General features: G+C 45.8%; 13 protein-coding genes. 5 read left to right on the top strand and 8 right to left on the bottom strand.

The window, feature by feature from the left end; genetic code table 11:
- Positions 1-5 precede the first annotated feature (5 nt).
- Both J7623_RS20380 and J7623_RS20385 read right to left on the bottom strand, forming a co-directional pair.
- The gene (locus tag J7623_RS20380) at positions 6-389 is read right to left on the bottom strand and encodes a hypothetical protein (protein ID WP_291923832.1); all 384 of its coding nucleotides are present in this window, start codon (positions 387-389) and stop codon (positions 6-8) included.
- Positions 390-494: 105 nt separating this feature from the next.
- Complete coding sequence (locus J7623_RS20385; protein WP_291923834.1) at positions 495-728, bottom strand: hypothetical protein; 234 nt, start codon at positions 726-728, stop codon at positions 495-497.
- A 238-nt stretch (positions 729-966) separates the two neighbouring features.
- Between J7623_RS20385 and thrS the strand changes: the two genes are divergently transcribed.
- Together thrS and infC are read left to right on the top strand one after the other, a co-directional pair.
- Complete coding sequence (thrS, locus tag J7623_RS20390; protein WP_291923836.1) at positions 967-2,907, top strand: threonine--tRNA ligase; 1,941 nt, start codon at positions 967-969, stop codon at positions 2,905-2,907.
- 172 nt (positions 2,908-3,079) lie between these two features.
- Positions 3,080-3,769 (top strand): translation initiation factor IF-3, encoded by a 690-nt coding sequence (gene infC, locus J7623_RS20395; protein ID WP_291923839.1) that lies wholly within the window; start codon positions 3,080-3,082, stop codon positions 3,767-3,769.
- Positions 3,770-3,904: 135 nt separating this feature from the next.
- Here infC and J7623_RS20400 read toward each other — a convergent pair whose 3' ends face one another.
- The 3 genes from J7623_RS20400 to J7623_RS20410 form a co-directional block, all read right to left on the bottom strand.
- On the bottom strand, positions 3,905-4,423 hold the full coding sequence (locus J7623_RS20400) for a hypothetical protein (protein WP_291923841.1): 519 nt from the start codon (positions 4,421-4,423) through the stop codon (positions 3,905-3,907).
- A gap of 26 nt (positions 4,424-4,449) precedes the next feature.
- Entirely contained in the window at positions 4,450-5,028 is a 579-nt protein-coding gene (locus tag J7623_RS20405) for an HDIG domain-containing metalloprotein (protein ID WP_291923843.1), read from the bottom strand.
- Positions 5,029-5,317: 289 nt separating this feature from the next.
- Positions 5,318-6,529 carry a serine hydrolase domain-containing protein gene (locus tag J7623_RS20410; protein ID WP_291923845.1) on the bottom strand — a complete coding sequence of 404 codons (1,212 nt, stop codon included), beginning with the start codon at positions 6,527-6,529 and terminating at the stop codon, positions 5,318-5,320.
- Between the two features lie 313 nt (positions 6,530-6,842).
- On the opposite strand from J7623_RS20410, the gene serA reads away from it, so the two are divergent.
- From serA to J7623_RS20425, 3 genes are all read left to right on the top strand, one after another.
- On the top strand, positions 6,843-8,078 hold the full coding sequence (gene serA, locus J7623_RS20415; RefSeq protein WP_291923846.1) for a phosphoglycerate dehydrogenase: 1,236 nt from the start codon (positions 6,843-6,845) through the stop codon (positions 8,076-8,078).
- Between the two features lie 184 nt (positions 8,079-8,262).
- Complete coding sequence (locus tag J7623_RS20420) at positions 8,263-9,021, top strand: hypothetical protein (protein ID WP_291923848.1); 759 nt, start codon at positions 8,263-8,265, stop codon at positions 9,019-9,021.
- Positions 9,022-9,054: 33 nt separating this feature from the next.
- Positions 9,055-10,626 (top strand): S41 family peptidase, encoded by a 1,572-nt coding sequence (locus J7623_RS20425; protein WP_291923850.1) that lies wholly within the window; start codon positions 9,055-9,057, stop codon positions 10,624-10,626.
- Positions 10,627-10,676: 50 nt separating this feature from the next.
- On the opposite strand, the gene J7623_RS20430 is transcribed toward J7623_RS20425, so the two are convergent.
- From J7623_RS20430 to J7623_RS20440, 3 genes are all read right to left on the bottom strand, one after another.
- Positions 10,677-12,923, bottom strand: a complete 2,247-nt coding sequence (locus J7623_RS20430) for a family 20 glycosylhydrolase (RefSeq protein WP_291923853.1) — start codon at positions 12,921-12,923, stop codon at positions 10,677-10,679.
- Positions 12,924-13,062: 139 nt separating this feature from the next.
- Entirely contained in the window at positions 13,063-13,356 is a 294-nt protein-coding gene (locus J7623_RS20435) for a phosphoribosylpyrophosphate synthetase (RefSeq protein ID WP_291923855.1), read from the bottom strand.
- A gap of 133 nt (positions 13,357-13,489) precedes the next feature.
- Positions 13,490-19,378, bottom strand: a 5,889-nt coding sequence (locus J7623_RS20440; RefSeq protein WP_291923857.1) for a gliding motility-associated C-terminal domain-containing protein, incomplete at its 5' end; no start/stop codon positions are given.

A 19,378-nucleotide genomic window follows, 5' to 3' on the forward strand; every position in this document is an offset into this window, starting at 1 on the left:
AGGTTTTACTTAAACACTCCCATTAATCTTAACAGGGTGAAGATAGTGCCAGTGAGGATAAGAAACTGATAAAGGCTTGCGTGAAAGATACTTTTAGTCAACGCCTTTTCACTCTGATGTATGGCATCCTTTAGTCCGGATTGCACTGCAGCTAATTCGGTCTTTGTTGCCATGAGATCAAGTCTGACTGAAACCCCATGAATTTCCTGCTTAAGTTCATTTTTCATGTTTAACATTTCGTCTTTTGTTGCAAATGAGTCGAACTTGCCAGATGTTTTTTTGTCAAAAAAATCATCCAAAGCAATGACTGCTTCCAATGCCCTTTCATCCGGCATATGCATGTCTTTTCGGAAAATGTCATAAATCTTTAAACTTCCAATTGTGTTCATGTGTAATTGATTTTTATTACAAAATAAAATTAAACTATTTCTGTTTTCGACATTCAATAATTAACAGATATCTTTTTTAACTATATTATTCTTTTGTTTAACGAATCATTTCTTTATTAATAACATCAAAAATAAAATGGCAATAAGCGTCATGAGTGCAGTACTTATAAATACGCTTAAGGCTTGCGTCCAGAAAAGGCGTTCGCCTTTACGTTTGATGTTTGCAGCTTCCACGGTCGTAATTAATTTATTACCTGCAATTGGATATCCCGCATTTTCATAAACCATCATCAACAATTCCTTCGCCTTATCTTCCGGCACATATAAATCCTTCGTCATTGTGTTGTACAGTTTTAAATAATTCCTGATCATAAAATATAATACTTTTAGTTTATAAACGTAAAAATAGCACCTTTTTCAACTGAACTCACACCGCTGTATAAATATTTATTTTTAAAATCCTTTAATTCAATCACATCGTTATCAAAAAAGCTAACGAACTATTTCTTAACTTCGCAAACATTTTATAAAGGAAATATAGCCCATATGAAAAAGTATGGAGCTAACAGCAAAACGTATGATAAATATCACTTTTCCGGATGGCGCAGTTCGTCAGTATGAACCAGGAGTAACTGCATTGGACATTGCCAAATCCATCAGCGAGGGATTGGCACGCAAAGTATTGGCTGCTAATGTTAATGGGCAGGTAGTTGACGCTACGCGCCCGATTATGACGGATAGCACGCTGCAACTGCTCACGTGGGTGGACAAAGATGGTAAGGCTACGATGTGGCATTCCTCCGCGCACCTTATGGCAGAAGCCCTGGAAGCCCTGTACCCCGGTGTGAAACTGGGTTATGGCCCCTCTATTGAAAATGGATTCTATTACGATATTGATTTAGGTGATCGCACCATTTCGGAAGAAGACCTGAAAAAGGTAGAAGCCAAAATGGTGGAATTAGCTAAACAGAATAGTGTGTATGTGCGTAAAGAAGTCAGCAAAGCAGATGCCCTGGCTTACTTTACAGAGAAAGGCGACCAGTACAAACTGGAAACCATCGGTGAACTGGCAGATGGTAACATCACTTTCTACACGCAGGGAGGATTTACAGATTTGTGTCGTGGCCCGCATATCCCCAACACCGGCTTTATCAAATCCATCAAGCTCCTCAGCATCGCAGGTGCTTATTGGCGCGGTAGTGAGAAAAATAAGATGCTGACCCGCATCTATGGTATCACTTTCCCGAACCAGAAAGAACTGGACGAGTACCTCACCCTGATCGAGGAAGCGAAGAAACGCGATCACCGCAAGCTGGGTAAAGAACTGGAGTTGTTCGCCTTCTCTGAGAAGGTAGGACTGGGACTGCCTATGTGGTTGCCCAAAGGAGCTATGCTGCGTGAACGGCTGCAACGTTTCCTCCAGGAAGCACAAATTGAAAGTGGCTACCTGCCGGTAGTAACACCGCATATCGGTAATAAAAATCTCTACATCACTTCCGGTCACTACGAGAAGTATGGTAAGGATAGCTTTCAGCCAATCTCCACACCGGAAGAAGGTGAGGAGTTCATGCTGAAACCCATGAACTGCCCGCATCACTGCGAACTGTATAAAGTAGCGCCTAAGTCGTACAAAGACTTACCGGTGCGTTTCGCGGAATTCGGTACCGTGTATCGTTACGAGCAACATGGTGAACTGCATGGATTAACCCGTGTAAGAGGATTTACCCAGGACGATGCCCACTTATTCTGTCGTCCGGACCAGGTGAAGGAAGAGTTCCAGAAAGTAATTGACCTGGTAATGTATGTATTCAATAGCCTGAGCTTTACAGAATTCACTGCACAGATTTCCCTGCGTCACCAGACCGAACGAGCCAAATACATTGGTTCTGAAGAAAACTGGGAGCTGGCAGAACAAGCTATTATTGAGTCTGCCGCCGAGAAAGGATTGAACACGGTGATCGAATACGATGAAGCTGCGTTCTATGGTCCAAAGCTCGACTTCATGGTGAAAGATGCGCTGGGCCGTAAATGGCAGCTGGGAACCATCCAGGTGGATTACAACCTGCCAGAGCGTTTTGACCTGGAATACATCGGCGCGGATAACCAGAAACACCGTCCGGTAATGATTCACCGTGCGCCATTTGGATCACTGGAAAGATTCATTGCCGTACTGATCGAGCATTGCGCAGGTAAATTCCCGCTGTGGTTAGCACCTACCCAGGTGAAAATCCTGCCTATCAGCGATAAGAGCCAGGACTATGCAGAAAAAGTAGCAGAATTGCTAAAAAAAGCGGAAATTCGCGCTGAAATAGATGACAGAAGCGAAAAAATCGGTAAAAAGATCCGGGAAGCAGAGCTGGCAAAAATTCCGTACATGCTCGTACTTGGTGAAAAAGAAGCAGCCGATAATGTAGTAGCCGTTCGTCGTCAATCTAAAGGAGATCTCGGAACCATGTCGCTCGAAGCATTTACAGCTTTGATCAACGAAGAAGTGGCCAACCGGAAGCCATTAGAATAACGAAGTAAATAAATGTGGAAAAAAGGTATATAAAACAATGAACATTACTTAATTGAGGTATGTTTATTGCTGGAATTTTCCTCTTATTTTTGTAAATATTGTTTTTGGTCCATGGACGATATGTGGACCATGGACTAACCGGACAATTTATCAATTAATTTTAATTTTCTTAATGCAACAAAGACCCAGACCAAGTTTTGGCGGTAACAACAACAACCGGGGCAGAAACCCCAATTTCCGCAGAGAACAACAACAAGAACATCGTACCAACAGGATGATACGCGTCCCAGAGGTAAGACTTGTAGGTGAAAACATTGAGGTAGGTGTCTACAGAACTGAGGAGGCGTTGAGAATGGCGGAGGAACAAGGTTTAGACCTGGTTGAAATTTCTCCGAATGCCGTGCCCCCCGTTTGCCGGATCATCGACTACAACAAATTCCTTTACGAAAAGAAGAAGAAGGAAAAGGAAATGAAGGCGAAGGCACACAAAAGCGAAGTGAAAGAAATTCGTTTTACGCCTAACACCGATGACCATGACTTCGACTTTAAAGCCAAGCATGCTGAAAGCTTCCTGAAAGACGGTAACAAGGTGAAAACCTATGTACAGTTTAAAGGCCGTGCGATCATGTTTAAAGAGCGTGGCGAGTTGATTCTTCTGAAGTTCGCTGAAAGACTGGCAGAAGTAGGTGGTTTGGAAAGTATGCCTACCATGGAAGGTAAGCGTATGATCGCCATCTTCGCGCCTAAAGCGGCTAAGAAGAAAGAAAAGGAACCTAAGGAACCAAGAGAACCAAGGGAGCCAAGAGAACCTAAGGCGCCTGTTACACCACCTGCAGCTGATGCAGACGATGCTAACGCGTAACTTTTGGCGATATATCTTAACGAGCTAAAAGCATAAAGCTGAAAGCAAAAAGCTATTGCAGCGAATGATGGAAGCGGATAAATAATTTATTTACTCGCGTTAATTGTTCGCTGCAATAGCTTTTTGCTTTCAGCTTTATGCTTTTAGCTCTTTCAATACCTTCCTGGCCTTCGACTGAATACCAGGCGTGGGATTATTTTCCAGTTGATCTGCTATCAACAGCCGGATTTCATTTTTAATGTCGGGGTAATGGATAGCCAGACGGGCGAGTATCGTCATCGCAAAAGACTTCACTGCCACCGTTTCCTGTGGATCTTCCAGGAAGGCAAAGCAGCTGTTCATCACCGGGCCATGCAGGTTTTCCGGGAGAGGCAGTTCCTGCAATACACCTAATACATTTCTTTTCACGGCTACCGGGACACCGGCTTCTTCCATCCTGCCTACAATAACGGGCAGGTGAGGGGAAAGTAATGCGGGGTGTTTTTCCGCCACCAAACGCATTACCCAGGCAGAACGCTGTACTACCCGGTATTCATCATAAAGAAAGAGATCGAGGAGTTGTTGAAAGCGCCGTGTATCCCGGCCAATCCATTTTGCTATGCGAAGCGATTGAGCGCGGGAATGTTCTGCTAATATTTCCGAACGTAGATCCATATGCCCGGCAATATAATGCATGTGGCTTAATTACCGTATTGCAACAAGTAAGCAAGTGTTTTTTGCTTCATCCTGGCCACATCTTCCGGATATACCGGTTGATCGGTTTCTTTTCCCATATCGTCCCAGATCCGGAGTTGTATGTATTGTGAAAACAGTGGATCCTTGCGGAAGGCGAGCGCTTCTTCCTCCGTCATAGGACCGCCCTGGAAGGCAAGGGTTTGCTTGCTGGCATCTGAAAGCGTATCGTAATAGGCGCTGTCGGACCACGTGAGATAGCGTTTGGCCGCCACATGACTTCCCACCAGTTTCGCCAGTCTTTCCGGGAAGCCGCATTGCAGCAGGTAAGCACTGCCCAGGTCATCGTGAGCCCTGGCGCCATATTCACCCATCTGATCGGCCTGCTCAAAGAAATGCCCGATATCGTGCAGGAAAGCTGCGATGATCATCTCGTCTTCAAAGCCCGTTTTCTCCGCTATCAGCGCGGCCTGCATCATATGCATCAGCATCGTTACGGCTTCACCGTATTCATGGTTACCGTATTGCTCATACAGTCCAAAGATTCTTTCTATAACCTGGTGCGCGTGTAATTCGTTGTCGGTCATTTTCGTACATTAATAAGGGTTAGTACTGTTTTTCATAGTATGCCATGGCACTATCGCAAATGTAATCGCTGTTGGTGCTATATTCGCCTGCACATTGTTATCTTTTTATTAATACCTGTAGAGTAGTAGCGTGGAGTTTTAGGGAGATGAATACGCAGTGGGGTAGCGGGTACTACCCACACATCACGGGTGTTTGACCTTGCATAAGTTTTACGTATACGGATTCCCGTAAAAAAAAAGCAACCCCGAAATAGCGGGGCTGCTTTTTTATTTATAGGATATTGATGCGTTATTCTTCTCCCGCTTCCTCACCATCACCATGGCCAAGGATATCACGTATCGGTTTTACAGCCTTGTAGATACCGCGGTTATATTTATTACCTAAAATGATTAAGGTAGTAGAGTCCTGTACAAAACGGTAAAACACGGTGTTGTTGCCATGCCACCAGCCGTTGTGATAGATGATGTTTTTAGTGCTGTCGGGATATACCATTAACCGCCATCCCAGACCGTAATTACGGATACCTGGCTTTTCGTGGCTGTACGGTGTATAGGCAGCCTTCAGCGTAGCTTCATTTAATAACTGGCCGGAATAAAGCGCCTGGTCCCATTTCAGCATATCTCTGGCACTGCTGTAAATACCTTTGTCGCCCATTACACCGTCGAAGTAGGTATCCGGTTCAAATTGCCCGTTGTACTTATGACTCTGGGTTTGATGCACACGTGCAGCTGATGCAGGATCGTATACAAATGTACTGGTCATTCCCAACGGACGGAAAATGGTTTGTTCCATGAACTCCGCATATTTCTGACCACTGACCTTTTCTATGATAGAAGCCAGCAGCAGGTAGTTGGTGTTGCAATATTGGAAATGTGTACCCGGCAAGTGTTGCATGGGAGGCTTGTGCACTTCCATCAATTTGATCACTTCATTGTTGGTAATAAAGCGGGATTCATCTTTCCATAAGCTGTCACAAAAATAAAGGTAGTTCGGCAGGCCACTACGGTGGCTCAACAGCATGCGTACATTGATGCCTTTATACGGAAACTGAGGAAAGAATTTTTGTAATGAATCCTCGAGGCTGAGCTTTTCCTTTTGTGCCAACCACAATACAGCCGCACCCGTAAAGGTTTTGGAAACAGACGCCAGTTGAAATGAAGAACTATCTACAACAGGTGTTTTAGTTCTTGAGTTTTCATAACCGTGATATTGTTCAAAAATGACAACACCTTTTCTGGCTACCAGCATGGCGCCATTGAACCCGGAGCGCAATAACTTACCGTTGTAAAATGCATCCAGTTCGCGTTGCATCTGAATGGTGCGGGGCGATTTCAATATCGCCTCTTTCTCTGCGGAACTTAATCCCAGGGTGTAAAGAACACTGTCTGTCGCGGCTTTAGTTTTTTCGGCTGCCCGTTTTGCTGCATTACTCTGACAACTTGTTATTATTGCAATTCCCGATATAGTTAAAATGATCCTTACTGCTTTCAATCGCTTCATTAGAGGAGTATACTACTTGCTTAATTCAAAATGACCCTTAAAAAATACAAAGCGCTAAATTTATACCCAAAGTAAAAGACTGCCAAATAAAAACCCTGTTTTCAAATCCTTTTAATTGATTTTTAAGCCGAAATGCTAAAAAAAGTTTAAAAAAAGACGCTGAGAACTGCGTTTTTTTGATAAAATCGAATTTGATTACACTACTATTTGATTATTCCCCAACATCGAGTAGGTTTGTGCCCTGTTTCCCCGCTATCAGCAATTATTAAGCCAATTGCAACACATAGATACACATATAATCTAGTATAATATTATGGACCAGCAAAAGTCGACAAGTTATCCGAAAGAGAAGATCAGCATTTTATTATTAGAGAACATCAGCGATGCTGCGGTAGCAGAATTTACGACTGCCGGGTATCACGTGCGCAAATTGTCGGGCGCATTGGGAGAAGAGGAACTCATTAATGAAATCAAAGATGTACACCTTCTGGGCATTCGCTCTAAAACCAAGGTAACCCGTAGAGTGCTGGAGTCGGCAAGGAAACTGCAGGCAGTAGGATGCTTTTGTATCGGTACTAACCAGGTAGATCTCAAAGCAGCCACAGAACATGGTGTAGCCGTATTCAATGCCCCTTATTCCAACACCCGTTCCGTGGCTGAGTTGGTAATAGGATTGTCGATTATTCTCATCCGCCGCATTGTAGATAAAAACGCCGCCGCACATAAAGGTATTTGGATGAAAGAAGCCACCGGCAGCTATGAGCTCAGAGGTAAAACACTGGGTATTGTAGGATATGGTAATATCGGTAGCCAGGTGAGTGTACTCGCAGAAGGGATGGGGATGAACGTGATCTACTACGATGCAGAAACCAAATTACCTTTGGGCAACGCAGAACAGATCCGTACGCTGAAAGAATTGTTTGGTAAATCAGACATCATTTCCCTGCACGTACCATCCAGCAAAACAACTGCTAATATGATCACCGCAGAAGTGCTGGCAGACGCGAAGCCCGGCGCTATTTTCATTAACTATGCCCGTGGAGAAGTGGTAGACCTGGAAGCACTGAAAGATGCTTTGGTAAGCGGAAAATTATCCGGCGCCGCTATCGACGTGTTCCCGGTAGAACCAGAAAAAAATGGCGCTGCTTTCAGCACACCGCTTCAGCAACTGTCGAACGTAATCCTGACGCCACATATCGGTGGTAGCACAGAAGAAGCACAACATAATATAGGCCTGGACGTGAGCAGCAAAATGCTGAACTACCTTGAGAAAGGTGCCAGCTTTGGTTCACACACTGTGCCTGCGATCAGCGTACCACCTATTGAAAATACGCACCGTATTTTGCATATCCACCAGAACGTACCTGGTGTGTTATCAGCCATCAATACGGCGTTGTCTGCCAATAAAATCAATATCCTGGGTCAGTACCTGAAAACCAACGACCAGATTGGTTATGTGGTGCTGGATGTGGATATGAAGTTATCACAGGAAGCATTAGCGCTGTTGAAAGAAGTAGAACATACAATTAAGACAAGATTGCTGTATTAAGCAATCAATGGTAATGGATTTGCAGAGAGAAGGGCTGCCAGAGGTATTCATCTCCTGTAAATCCATTATTTTTTCAACCCCTATATCTCCCCATTCACCGATTCTTTTTGCGGTTATACGCTTTTTCTTAGCTTATTTTGAAAATTCTTTGTTAACCTTGTAGTGCAACTGAAAATAACAGCACATGAAAATGAACAGGATACTGATAACCGGGGCCGGGCTGATTGCCGGGCTTTTGTTATACGTAAATGCCTCCGCACAAGATGAACCGAATAAGTGGGCGCCGGCTAATATAAAAGTGGACGGGCAAGCAACCGAATGGCCTAAACCGCTGCAATTCTACAACAACGTTACCAAGTTATTTTACACCGTAGCCAACGATAAAGAAAATATATACGTAATCGTAAGTGTGCCTGATCCGCAAAGCCAGATGAAAATTATGCGTTCGGGCATTACCATTTCATTAAACCCAACCGGTAAAAAGAAAGGGGGAGCAGCAGTTACTTTTCCGGTCACCGAAAACGTAAGTACAGGTGCACCCGATGTACCCGAAGCTTCCCGGGCGCTGATAGCAGGAGAGTTGAAAAAGCAAATCCTGGCTAACCTGAAAGAAATAAAAGTGGATGGATTCGACAGCATCCCTAATGGCAATATTCCGGTACGTAATACGTTTGGTATTCAAACAGCCGCTTCCTACGAAGCCTCCGGTAACCTGGTTTGTGAACTGGCAATCCCGCTGAAAATGCTGGGGATTACTTCGCTGACGGAACAGCCCATTGCTTATCATTTTAAGGTAAACGCGATGAAGAGAGAAGATAAAAAGGAAATGGAAGCCAAGCGGGCCAAAGGCCAGCCGGCTCCCATGCCAGGTGAATATGCTGATCATTTTGCCTTGTATTATTCTGCAGACTTCTGGACCCGGCAAACACTGGCCACTCATTAGACTGCTGACCCTGAAATTGACTTAATCGTTTTTATGTATAAGAAACTGTTTACAACGGGAACAAAAGCTGTACTGGCAGGAGCTTTCTGTGCCAGTGTTTTTATGGCTTGTCATAAAGACAATAACCCTGCACCAACACCGCCATCGCCAGACAAGGATACCACGCAACTGAGTGCGTCTCTTGCGGAAGACTCTCTCAAGTACCTGATGTACCAGATCATGCAGGTGACCTACGGAGACGGCGGACGTAATGTGAACGCCGGATTGCCTACCTACTTCTGGTATTCGTCCGTACCTAAACTGGATCCGTTCAGCACCAGCTATCCCAATGCGGATACGCTGCTGGCAGTCATGAAAAGATATACGCCGTACGACCGCTATAGCTTCCTGGACAGAAATGGTACGTTGACGAATAAACTCATGAACGGGGTTTCTTCCGGTACGTTTGCCGCTACTACCAGCGACTTTGGACTGGAATACGCGCCTGTACTTGCGTCGCAGAACAGCAACACTGTGCGTTTGTTTGTGTTGTATGCCGATAAGAACAGCCCGGCAGGCAAGGCGGGAATCGACAGAGGTTGCGAAATTATTTCCGTAAATGGCAATACCTCTTTTGCCAATACCAACGCTTCCCTGGGAGCGGTGTATAATGCTATCATGGCGTCTACGTCTACCGTAACGCTGGGCATTAAACGACCCAATAATCAAGGTACTTTCACGACTACGTTAAGTCCCACACCGTATAACCTTAACCCGGTATTGTTTGATACGGTATACACCGCAGCGAATAATACTAAAGTTGGGTACTTTGGATTGTATACGTTCGCCAGCATTTTTAACGAAAAAGGACAGCCTACCTTCACCAAAACGGCCCTGGACCAGGTGTTTGCCAAATTTGCATCCAGCGGCATCAAAAACCTGATTGTAGATTTACGGTATAACGGGGGAGGCGCCACTACTACCGCAGAATACCTGGATAGTGCCATTGCGCCATCTTCTGCAGCAGGTAAAATTATGTATACTTATAAGTACAACGATAAGCTCATGGCACAACTATCCAGTGTTGGGCTCACGGAAACCGTGAAGTTCCCGGCAGGAACAGGTGGCCTTACGCTGGATAACGTATTTTTTATTACCAGCGACAATACTGCCTCTGCCAGCGAGTTAACACTGAATAACCTGAAACCATACCGGAAAGTGCTGTTGGTAGGATCAAAGACTTATGGTAAACCGGTTGGCTTCATCGACTTTAATATTTCTGCGTATACGCCCGGCGGTACCGAAAAATACCTGGCAGATTTGTACGCAATTAATTTTGCGACGCATAATGCCAACGGCGTTGGAGATTATTATACGGGTATAGATGTAGATAAGTCAGCTTATGATTATGTAAACGTTCCCTGGGGTGTTACCAACCAGGATGATAATCTCATAAAGATTATGACCTACATCAACACTGGTTCTTTCCCCGCTACCAGGGCGGCACAGGTGAGTACAGAAACTGTGGATGGATTACGTACTGCTATTCCGAACAGTAAACTTCTCAGTAACTTTAATGGCATGGTGGATTACCGGTTAAGTAAAGAAGTACAGAAATTAAAATAATCGTATAACCGTAGCTGTTAGTGATTAACTGGCAGCTACGGTTATAATTTTTAGTAGATAATTACCTCATCGGCGAACATAAATCCATGTTGTTCGTTTTTCGCGCGGATCCTGATATATCGCGCTGTTTCCCCACTCAGATCAAACTTGAAATCTTTAAAAGTCAGCGTAACATTACTGGTAGGAATATCATTGTTTACCTGCTTTACCGGTTTGAAATTTTTCCCGTCATCACTGGTTAATAGTTCCACATATGAAGGCATATATACTCCCGGGCCTGTTAATTGCATAAACGTAATGGATAAACGATGCAGGGCAGTGGCCTGATCCATATCAACGGTAATATCCACGTCACCTTCAAAGCCTTGCCACTGGCCATCTCCGTAGGTAAGCGAGCCACGATATCCATTTACAAAAGTAGCAGCCTGTTGTGCCGGATATTTCTGGCTATACGGAATATTGTAAATCACTTTTTTACCAATCGCGAGGTGATCGTCCAATTGCAGAAAGGCAGGAGCCCCTTGTAGCTGATTGTCTTTGAAGATAGCCGCTCTGACAGGAGCAGAGCCGGTAACGGCAAAAGGACCGGTATATCGTGCGGATTGGTTATTGGGCAACGTACTGTCCAGTGTATAACGGATCTCTGGCTGGTATTGCTCTGAGCCGAATGAGATCACCGTACGATGATGTGCTGCATCTATTTCCGGGTGAATAGTTACCGCATACGAAGGTCGATAATAGTTTACGTTTAGCCGTTGCAGTAAGTGATACTGGGATTGCATCCGTTGCTGGAAATCAGCGAAATTTTTATGCGTGGTATCAGACCACAGTACTTCCGACAATGCCAGCAAACGCGGATACACCATGTATTCCAGGTGATAGGAGGTGGGGATGTATTCGGTCCAGATATTGGCTTGTGCCCCCAGCACATGTTTGACGTTTTGCGCATCCAGTTCTTTGGGTACCGGTTCATAGCTGTATACTTTGTCCAGTGGCAGATAGCCGCCAATGGCTTCAGGTTGCGTGGCCGGATCGGCCTGATAGCTATCGAAGTAGCAATAGCCGCCTGGTGTCATAATGACGTCGTGGCCGGCTTTGGCGGCAGCAATGCCGCCGCTTTCACCCCTCCAGGACATCACCGTAGCGGCTGGAGCAAGGCCACCTTCCAGTATTTCATCCCATCCCAACAGTTTACGATGGTGCGCCGACAAGAATTTCTCCATTCGCTTAATGGCGTAACTCTGTAATTCGTTTTCATCTTTCAGCTTTTCATCGCGGATACGTTGCTGGCATTTGGGGCAGTGCTGCCAGGCTTTTTTATCGGCTTCATCGCCACCAATATGGATATAAGAAGAGGGGAAAATATCCATTACTTCTGTTAATACCTGCTCCAGGAAAGTGAAAGTAGCATCGTTACCCAGGCATAGCTCGGAGTTTTTGTAGGGGATGCCCGAGCAGGACAACTGGGGATATATGGCCAGTACTTCTTCAGAGTGGCCGGGCATTTCTATTTCAGGAATAATGGTAATTCCACGTTGTGCAGCATAGACCACTATTTCACGTGCTTCGGCCTGGGTGTAATAACCGCCATACGCGTTGGGATCACTTTCGCGGGAGTACCGGCGACCATGCGTCCACCAGTCTTTCCAGGTGGCGTAGTTGCGCCATGCAGCTACCTGCGTTAATTCCGGGTAACGTTTTATTTCCAGTCTCCACCCGGCGCCATCGGTGAGGTGCCAGTGAAAGGTGTTCATCTTATATAACGCCATCAAGTCTATGAAGCGCTTGATGTACGCTGCCGGAAAGAAGTTCCGGGATACATCCAGGTGAACGCCGCGGTAGCCAAACCGGGGATGGTCAGTGATGTCTGCACAAGGGAGGAGTGTTTGATCGGGCTGGAGTAACTGCAGTTGCAGGAGTGATTGCATGCCGGCGAGTGCACCTGTTTGCGTACGTGCCAGGATAGTTACATGGCTGGTGGATATCTTCAGTTGATATCCAGCTGAATCCGGCACCGCCGATTTATCGGCCATCGCAAATACCACTGCCTTTGCCGGGCCTTTTTGGGGAAAAGCTAATTTTGGATAGGGAAGATGTGCTGTTTCCGAATAAAGACGAGCCACCGCTGAAAAGGCAGGGATGGTGTATACCGGTGTTTGTGGGGTAAGGGAAAAGGAGCCTGGTTGCGCTTTGAGAAGTGTTGGGCGTGGAATCAAATCAAGATTTCCCTGCGACTGGCTACGTGCAGGTATCCACAAGCCTGCCACCAATAGTAATAAAATAATATGTTTTTTCATGTACACGTTGCTGGTAACCCGCTAAAGTAGAACCATTTGTGGCAAAAAGCAAAAGTGGTTGTTGTAAAATATAACCGGGCAAAACACTAAGAAAATCTTTCCCTGTGTTTTGCCCGGTTATGTTTTTGTAAAATGGCGATTATTTATGAGCCAATTTACGGATCATATCTTCCGACATATCTTCTGAATACACACCATATCCATACATTAAAATTCCTTTGGTGCCAGATTTTGTCTGGATGGCATATACCACTGCTTCATCGCCGGGATCAGTGTTTCCTTCGAAGCGATACGTCTCTGTAATTTCAAAATCCTGTGGATGTACTTTGTTATCTTTTTCGTGTATAGCATCAAAAAGAAGATTGAAATCTGCAGTGTATCCGCGTTTGCGGAGATCTTCCATGGCGGCCGTTACGGTATCAAACGTTTTCATATAGTAAAATTATTGCTGTTGAGAACACCTCTTGTACCGACTAAGGTAAGTAAAAAGTGATATCTCTCTTAAAAAAGCGAAACGCAAAAGGTGAAAACCTTTTGCGTTTCGCGGTATGTTATATGCTTTCGGATTAGCGAACTACTGTTACTTCACCTTTGAGTACATTGGAAGTACCTCCGGCAACTTTCTTGTAGCTGAGCCACCATACATAGGTGCCTACATCTACCGGAACGCCTTTGTATTTACCATCCCATCCTTTATGATCATCTGAAGTCATAAAGATCAATTCACCCCAGCGGTTAAAGATCCGCAGTTCGTAGTTGAACATTTGTCCTCTTACTACTGGTCTGAACACATCATTACGTCCATCGCCATTTGGAGAGAAGGCATTTGGTACTGTTGGTTTTGGTTCACATTGTACAAAGTCTACCGTGATATCATCTGTAGCAGATCCGCAATCGTTGAATACGGTTACACTGTAAGTACCTCCGTTGGTCACCTGGTAAGTTGGAGCGGAAGATCCGTTATCCCAGCGTATTCCGGTGATACCGCCGCCTTCGGCGTGGAGTGTCAGTGTTTCACCTTTGCACATTACGGTATCTCTACCGAGGTTGATAACAGGTAAACCGGTGATATTTACTTGCACGCTATCCATGAATACGCGTTGGCAATATTTATCCATTACTGCCAGTTTGTATTTACCGGCTTGTGTGATTTGTTTAACCGGGTTAGGATCGCCGTCGTTCCAGAGGTAGGAGATCGCATCCGGATTTGTACCATTCAGTGTGATGCTGCCACCAGGACAAATATTTCTATCTGGTCCCAGATCCAGGTTGAGTGTTGGTTTGAGACGTACGTTTACTGTATCTCTTACCACACAGTTGTCTCTGCTAACTGCCACCCAGTAACCGCCTGGTTGATTCACCACGATAGAATTACCGGTTTCGCCTGTCTGCCATTTGATACGGCCGCCATTTGAATTTACGGTGAGCATGATAGACTGATCAGGGCAGATCGATGTATCACGACTCAGGCTGATATCTGGTGGAGGATTCACACTTACTTTCACGGTATCGATGGTGATACATCCGGCTTTCATCACTTTCACCCAGAACTGTTCCTGAGTACCTACCAGTATGGAGGATGCGGTAGAACCGTTGCTCCAGAGGTATTGTGCACCATTTACATAAGCATCCAGTTTTACTGTTTGACCGCGGCAGATAGTAGTATCAGGGATATCTACCAGTGGCGTTGGGATCAGGCCCACATGGATGGTGTCTGTAGTAGCACATTCACCGTTGCTGACATTTACCCAGTAAGTACCGGCCTGGTTAATATTGATCCGTTGCGTAGTTGCGCCGGTAGACCATGTGATCTTGTAGGCGAAGTTAGCAGGACCCGCATCCAGTACCAGGCTGTTGCCACCGCAGATAGTGGTGTCGTTGCCCAGGTTCACCATTGGTTTCTGGATGTAGCTGAGTGTATAAGTAACGGTATCAGAAGAGCAACCAGTTCTGCCATCTGTGATGATGAAGGAAGCAGAAGTAGCGCCATTCAGGTTGAACACATTATTGTTTTGTGTGAGCGGCAAGCCTGTTACTACATTGGAAGGTGTTACCGCTACCAGGGTGTAGGTTGGCATGTATACATCGCCCACTTTGCGTAATGCAATTCTACCGTTGTCGGAACAGTTGGATGGCAATGTAGCTTCCAGCTGAGGCTTAGCACATGGCTTGATGATAATCCGTTGTGTTACGTCGTTGGCTTTATTGCCGCAGGCATCCATAATACTCCATCTTCTCACAATCGTGTAGCCGTTACAGATATCTACCACAAATGGATCTTCTGTATAGATGGCTCGTTTCGGGAAGGTATTGTCACAGTTGTCTGTGGCTGTAAGTACCGCTGGAGCCGGGATTTTATCCTGGCAATAGAGTTCGATATCTGCCGGTGCAGGCATGATAACAGGTCTGGTGGTATCTTTCACTGTCACCACCTGTGTTATGGTAGTGGTATTACCGCAGGCATCTTTCGCAATCCATGTTCTGATGATGCGGTAGTTACCGGCACAATCACCAGGTGTAGTTTCGGTAGTGACACGACGTGTTACAGTCAGGCCATTTCCGATGCTGCTGCAATTATCAGTTACCTGAACATCCATGGAAGGAGCAGGGATATTGTCACAGCTTACAGTGGTGTCTGCAGGCGGTTTCACGGTGAATACCGGTTTAGTGGTATCCTGAACGGTGATAGTCTGCTGCATTACCTGTTTGTTACCGCAATCGTCTGTAACGGTCCAGGTACGGATTTCCTGGTAGTTGTTACCACAGCTGTTCGGGAGAGTCACCGTTTTGGTGCTGGTGAATACCTGCACTTTCGCGGTACAGTTATCGGTAGCGGTGATCACCGGCCATGCTGGTACTTTATCACAATCTACTGTAGTGTCTTTCGGAGCAGGCATGCTGAATACCGGTTTAGTGGTATCCTGTACCCGGATGATTTGTTGTACTGCGCTGGCATTACCACATTCATCAAAGGCAGTCCATTTTCTGAAGATGATGTACTTGTTGTTGCAATCATTCAGATTACGTACTACTGAATCTTTCGGAACCACGGTGATTACACCAGGAGTACAGTTGTCGCTTGCAGTGAGATTGAATCCAGTTGGTACTTTATCGCAATCTACTGTAGTATCGGCAGGTGTAGCGATATTGAATACCGGAGCTGTCATGTCTTTCACCGTTATTACCTGTTTCAGGGTAACGCCGGTGTTGCACTCGTCTTTCGCAGTCCAGGTACGGATCAGGAGGTAGCTGTTAGCGCAGCTGCCAGGGATATCCTGACGAACTTCTACTGCAGGTATAATGATTTCACCTGCACAGTCATCGTTCGCTTTCAGATCTACCTTAGCAGGCACTTTATCACAATCCACTGTGATATCGGCAGGAGCAGGGGTAGTGAACACCGGTGCTTTTGTATCCTTTATCGTGATGGTCTGTGAAGCGCTTACGGATAATCCGCATCTGTCAGTTGCTGTCCAGGTACGGGTAATGGTGCTGAGACAAGGTGAAGTAACTACGGTTACATCGTTGTGTTGTACATCGAGTACTTCGTTATCATAAGGTGCATGACTAAATACCGGCTCACCGAAGAGGGTAGTGTAGTCTTTACCTTTTTCACATTCTGTAGTAATAGCAGGCGGAGTGAAGGTAACAATCGGTCTGATAGTTACTACAGTGATTTTCACGGCATTGCTGATGTTGTTAACACAAGCACCGGAAGCAACCACTCTTCTAAACCAGGTGTTAACAGTAAGCACATTTGGTTGGTACGCATCGCTGGTAGCGCCGTTGATGTTGGTAAACGGTCCGGTAGCGCCAGTGGTACTTTGTTGCCATTGGTAAGTATAGCTACCATTGCCGCCGGTTAATGTGTTACCACGTAAAGCCATTGGAACTTCTGTTAAGCAAACGGTTTGATCATTAGCGATGGTATTACCCAGAATTGGTTTGCGGTTGATCAGTGTTACACTGGAGCTGGAAGCGTCACAAACACCGTTGCTTACTACCCAGGTCAGTTGTGCTGTTTCTCCGGCAGGAACCGTAACGATAGCATTTTTCTGGTTAATGTCACTGATAGTGATCAGTGCCGCGTTGTTGCTGGTAACAATCCAGGTACCTTTTGCACCTGTCACACCAGGATCGCTGGCATTCATATTAAAGGTAGCGTCATCACAGTGTTCCTGGTCAGGTCCTGCGTTAGCTGCTGCCGGCAGGCGATAGTTAATGAGTGTTACATCATCCCATGTAGCACTACATACGCCGTTGGTGACTGTCCAGCGTAAGGTAACAGTGTCACCTACGTTAACATTTACCGCAGAAGTAGGGCTATTGATGGATTTGATCACAGCATTACCCTTGATAATAGACCAGAAGCCTCTTGCACTTGGAACGGATGGGGTAGCAGCTGCCATAGTGAAATCGCCTGTGTTATTACACATTTCGATATCCTTACCGGCGTCTGCATCATCAGCTTTCTTATAGTTAATCAGCGTTACCGTGCTGCTGCTGCTGGTACAAGTACCGTTTGTAACGGTCCATTTCAGGATAACGGTGTCGCCTATAGGAACTGTTACGCTGGTATATGGATCATTTGGTGACTTGATAGTAGCGGCACCAGGGATACGACTGATGTCTGTCCACACACCTACTGCGCTGGCGGATCCAGGTTGACTGGCTTTCATGATGAAGTCGGCAGTGGTGTTACATTTTTCCTGGTCAGGACCAGCGTTAGCAGTGATGGCTGCTTTGTAGTTGATGATAGTAACCCTGCTGAAAGTAGTGTCACATACACCGTTTGCAATTGCCCACTGAAGAACAGCGGTATCGCCTACAGGCACCGTCACCGCAGATGTTGGACTGTTTGGTGATTTAATAGTGGCGTTTCCGCTGAGGAGTGTCCAGATGCCTTTTGCAGTTGGAACACCTGGTGCATTTGCCTGCATAATGAAGTCGTCTGTTTTGTTACAGATAGACTGATCAGGACCGGCATTTGCTTTCGCGGCTACGGCGTAGTTAGTGAGTAATACCGTATCGTAAGTAGCGGCACAAGTACCGTTGGTGATAGTCCATACCAGTGTAGCGGTATGACCAGCCAGCACTTTCACGGTGGTGTTATTGATGGAATCTTTCGTTACAGTTACCCATGCAGGGTTACCTGCCACGGTCCAGTAACTGTATGCTCCATACTGAGTAGGAGCGTTAGCTGCCATGGTAAAGATAGAATCATTACAATGTTCCTGGTCAGGTCCGGCCAGCGCTTTATTTGCCAGTGCATAGTTGGTAAGCAGTACAGTGTCTGCATTGTTAGCGCAGGTACCGTTACCGGTTGTCCATACCAGTGTAGCAGTATGGCCAGCGAGTACTTTCACCGTGGTGTTGTTCACGGAGTCTTTCGTAATGGTTACCCATGCAGGGTTACCTATTGCCTTCCAGAATCCGTATGCACCATACTGAGTTACCGGGCTGGCGGCCATGGTAAAGATGGAATCGTTACAATGTTTCTGATCAGGACCTGCGACAGCTGCATTAGGTAAAGCATAGTTGGTCAGCAGTACAGTGTCTGCATTGTTGATACAAGTACCATTACCTGTTGTCCATACCAGTGTGGCGGTATGACCAGCCAGTACTTTTACAGTGGTGTTGTTTACAGAGTCTTTCGTGATAGTTACCCATGAAGGTTTACCTACCGCGGTCCAGAATCCGTATGCACCATACTGAGTTACCGGGCTGGCGGCCATGGTAAAGATGGAATCGTTACAATGTTTCTGATCAGGACCTGCAACAGCTGCATTTGGTAATGCGTAGTTGGTCAGTTTCACCTGGCTGGAAGTAGCGGCACAATTACCGTTGGTGATAGTCCATACCAGTGTAGCGGTATGACCAGCGAGCAGTGTCACTTTAGAATTGTATGCAGTAGTATCTGCAATGGTGATCCATGGCTGTTTACCACCTACAATGGTCCACGCACCGTAAGCACCCATCTGAGCTGGTTTGTTAGCGGCCAGTGTGAAGATGGAGTCATTACAGTGTTTTTGTTCAGGACCAGCAACTGCTGCAGAAGGAACTTCATAGTTGGTGAGTTTCACCTGGGAAGTAGTAGCAGCACAAGTACCGTTGGTGATGGTCCATACCAATGTAGCAGTATGGCCAGCCAGCAGTGTTACTTTAGAATTGTATGCAGTAGTATCAGCAATGGTGATCCATGACTGTTTACCACCTACGATGGTCCATGCACCATAAGCGCCCATCTGAGCCGGCTTGTTAGCCGCCAGTGTGAAGATGGAATCATTACAGTGTTTTTGTTCAGGACCAGCAACTGCTGCAGAAGGCACTTCATAGTTGGTGAGTTTCACCTGGGAAGTAGTAGCCGCACAAGTACCGTTGGTGATAGTCCATACCAGTGTAGCAGTATGACCAGCCAGCAGTGTTACTTTAGAATTGTATGCAGTAGTATCTGC

The organism is Chitinophaga sp., assembly GCF_017745275.1.
Classification (GTDB): Bacteria; Bacteroidota; Bacteroidia; order Chitinophagales; family Chitinophagaceae; genus Chitinophaga.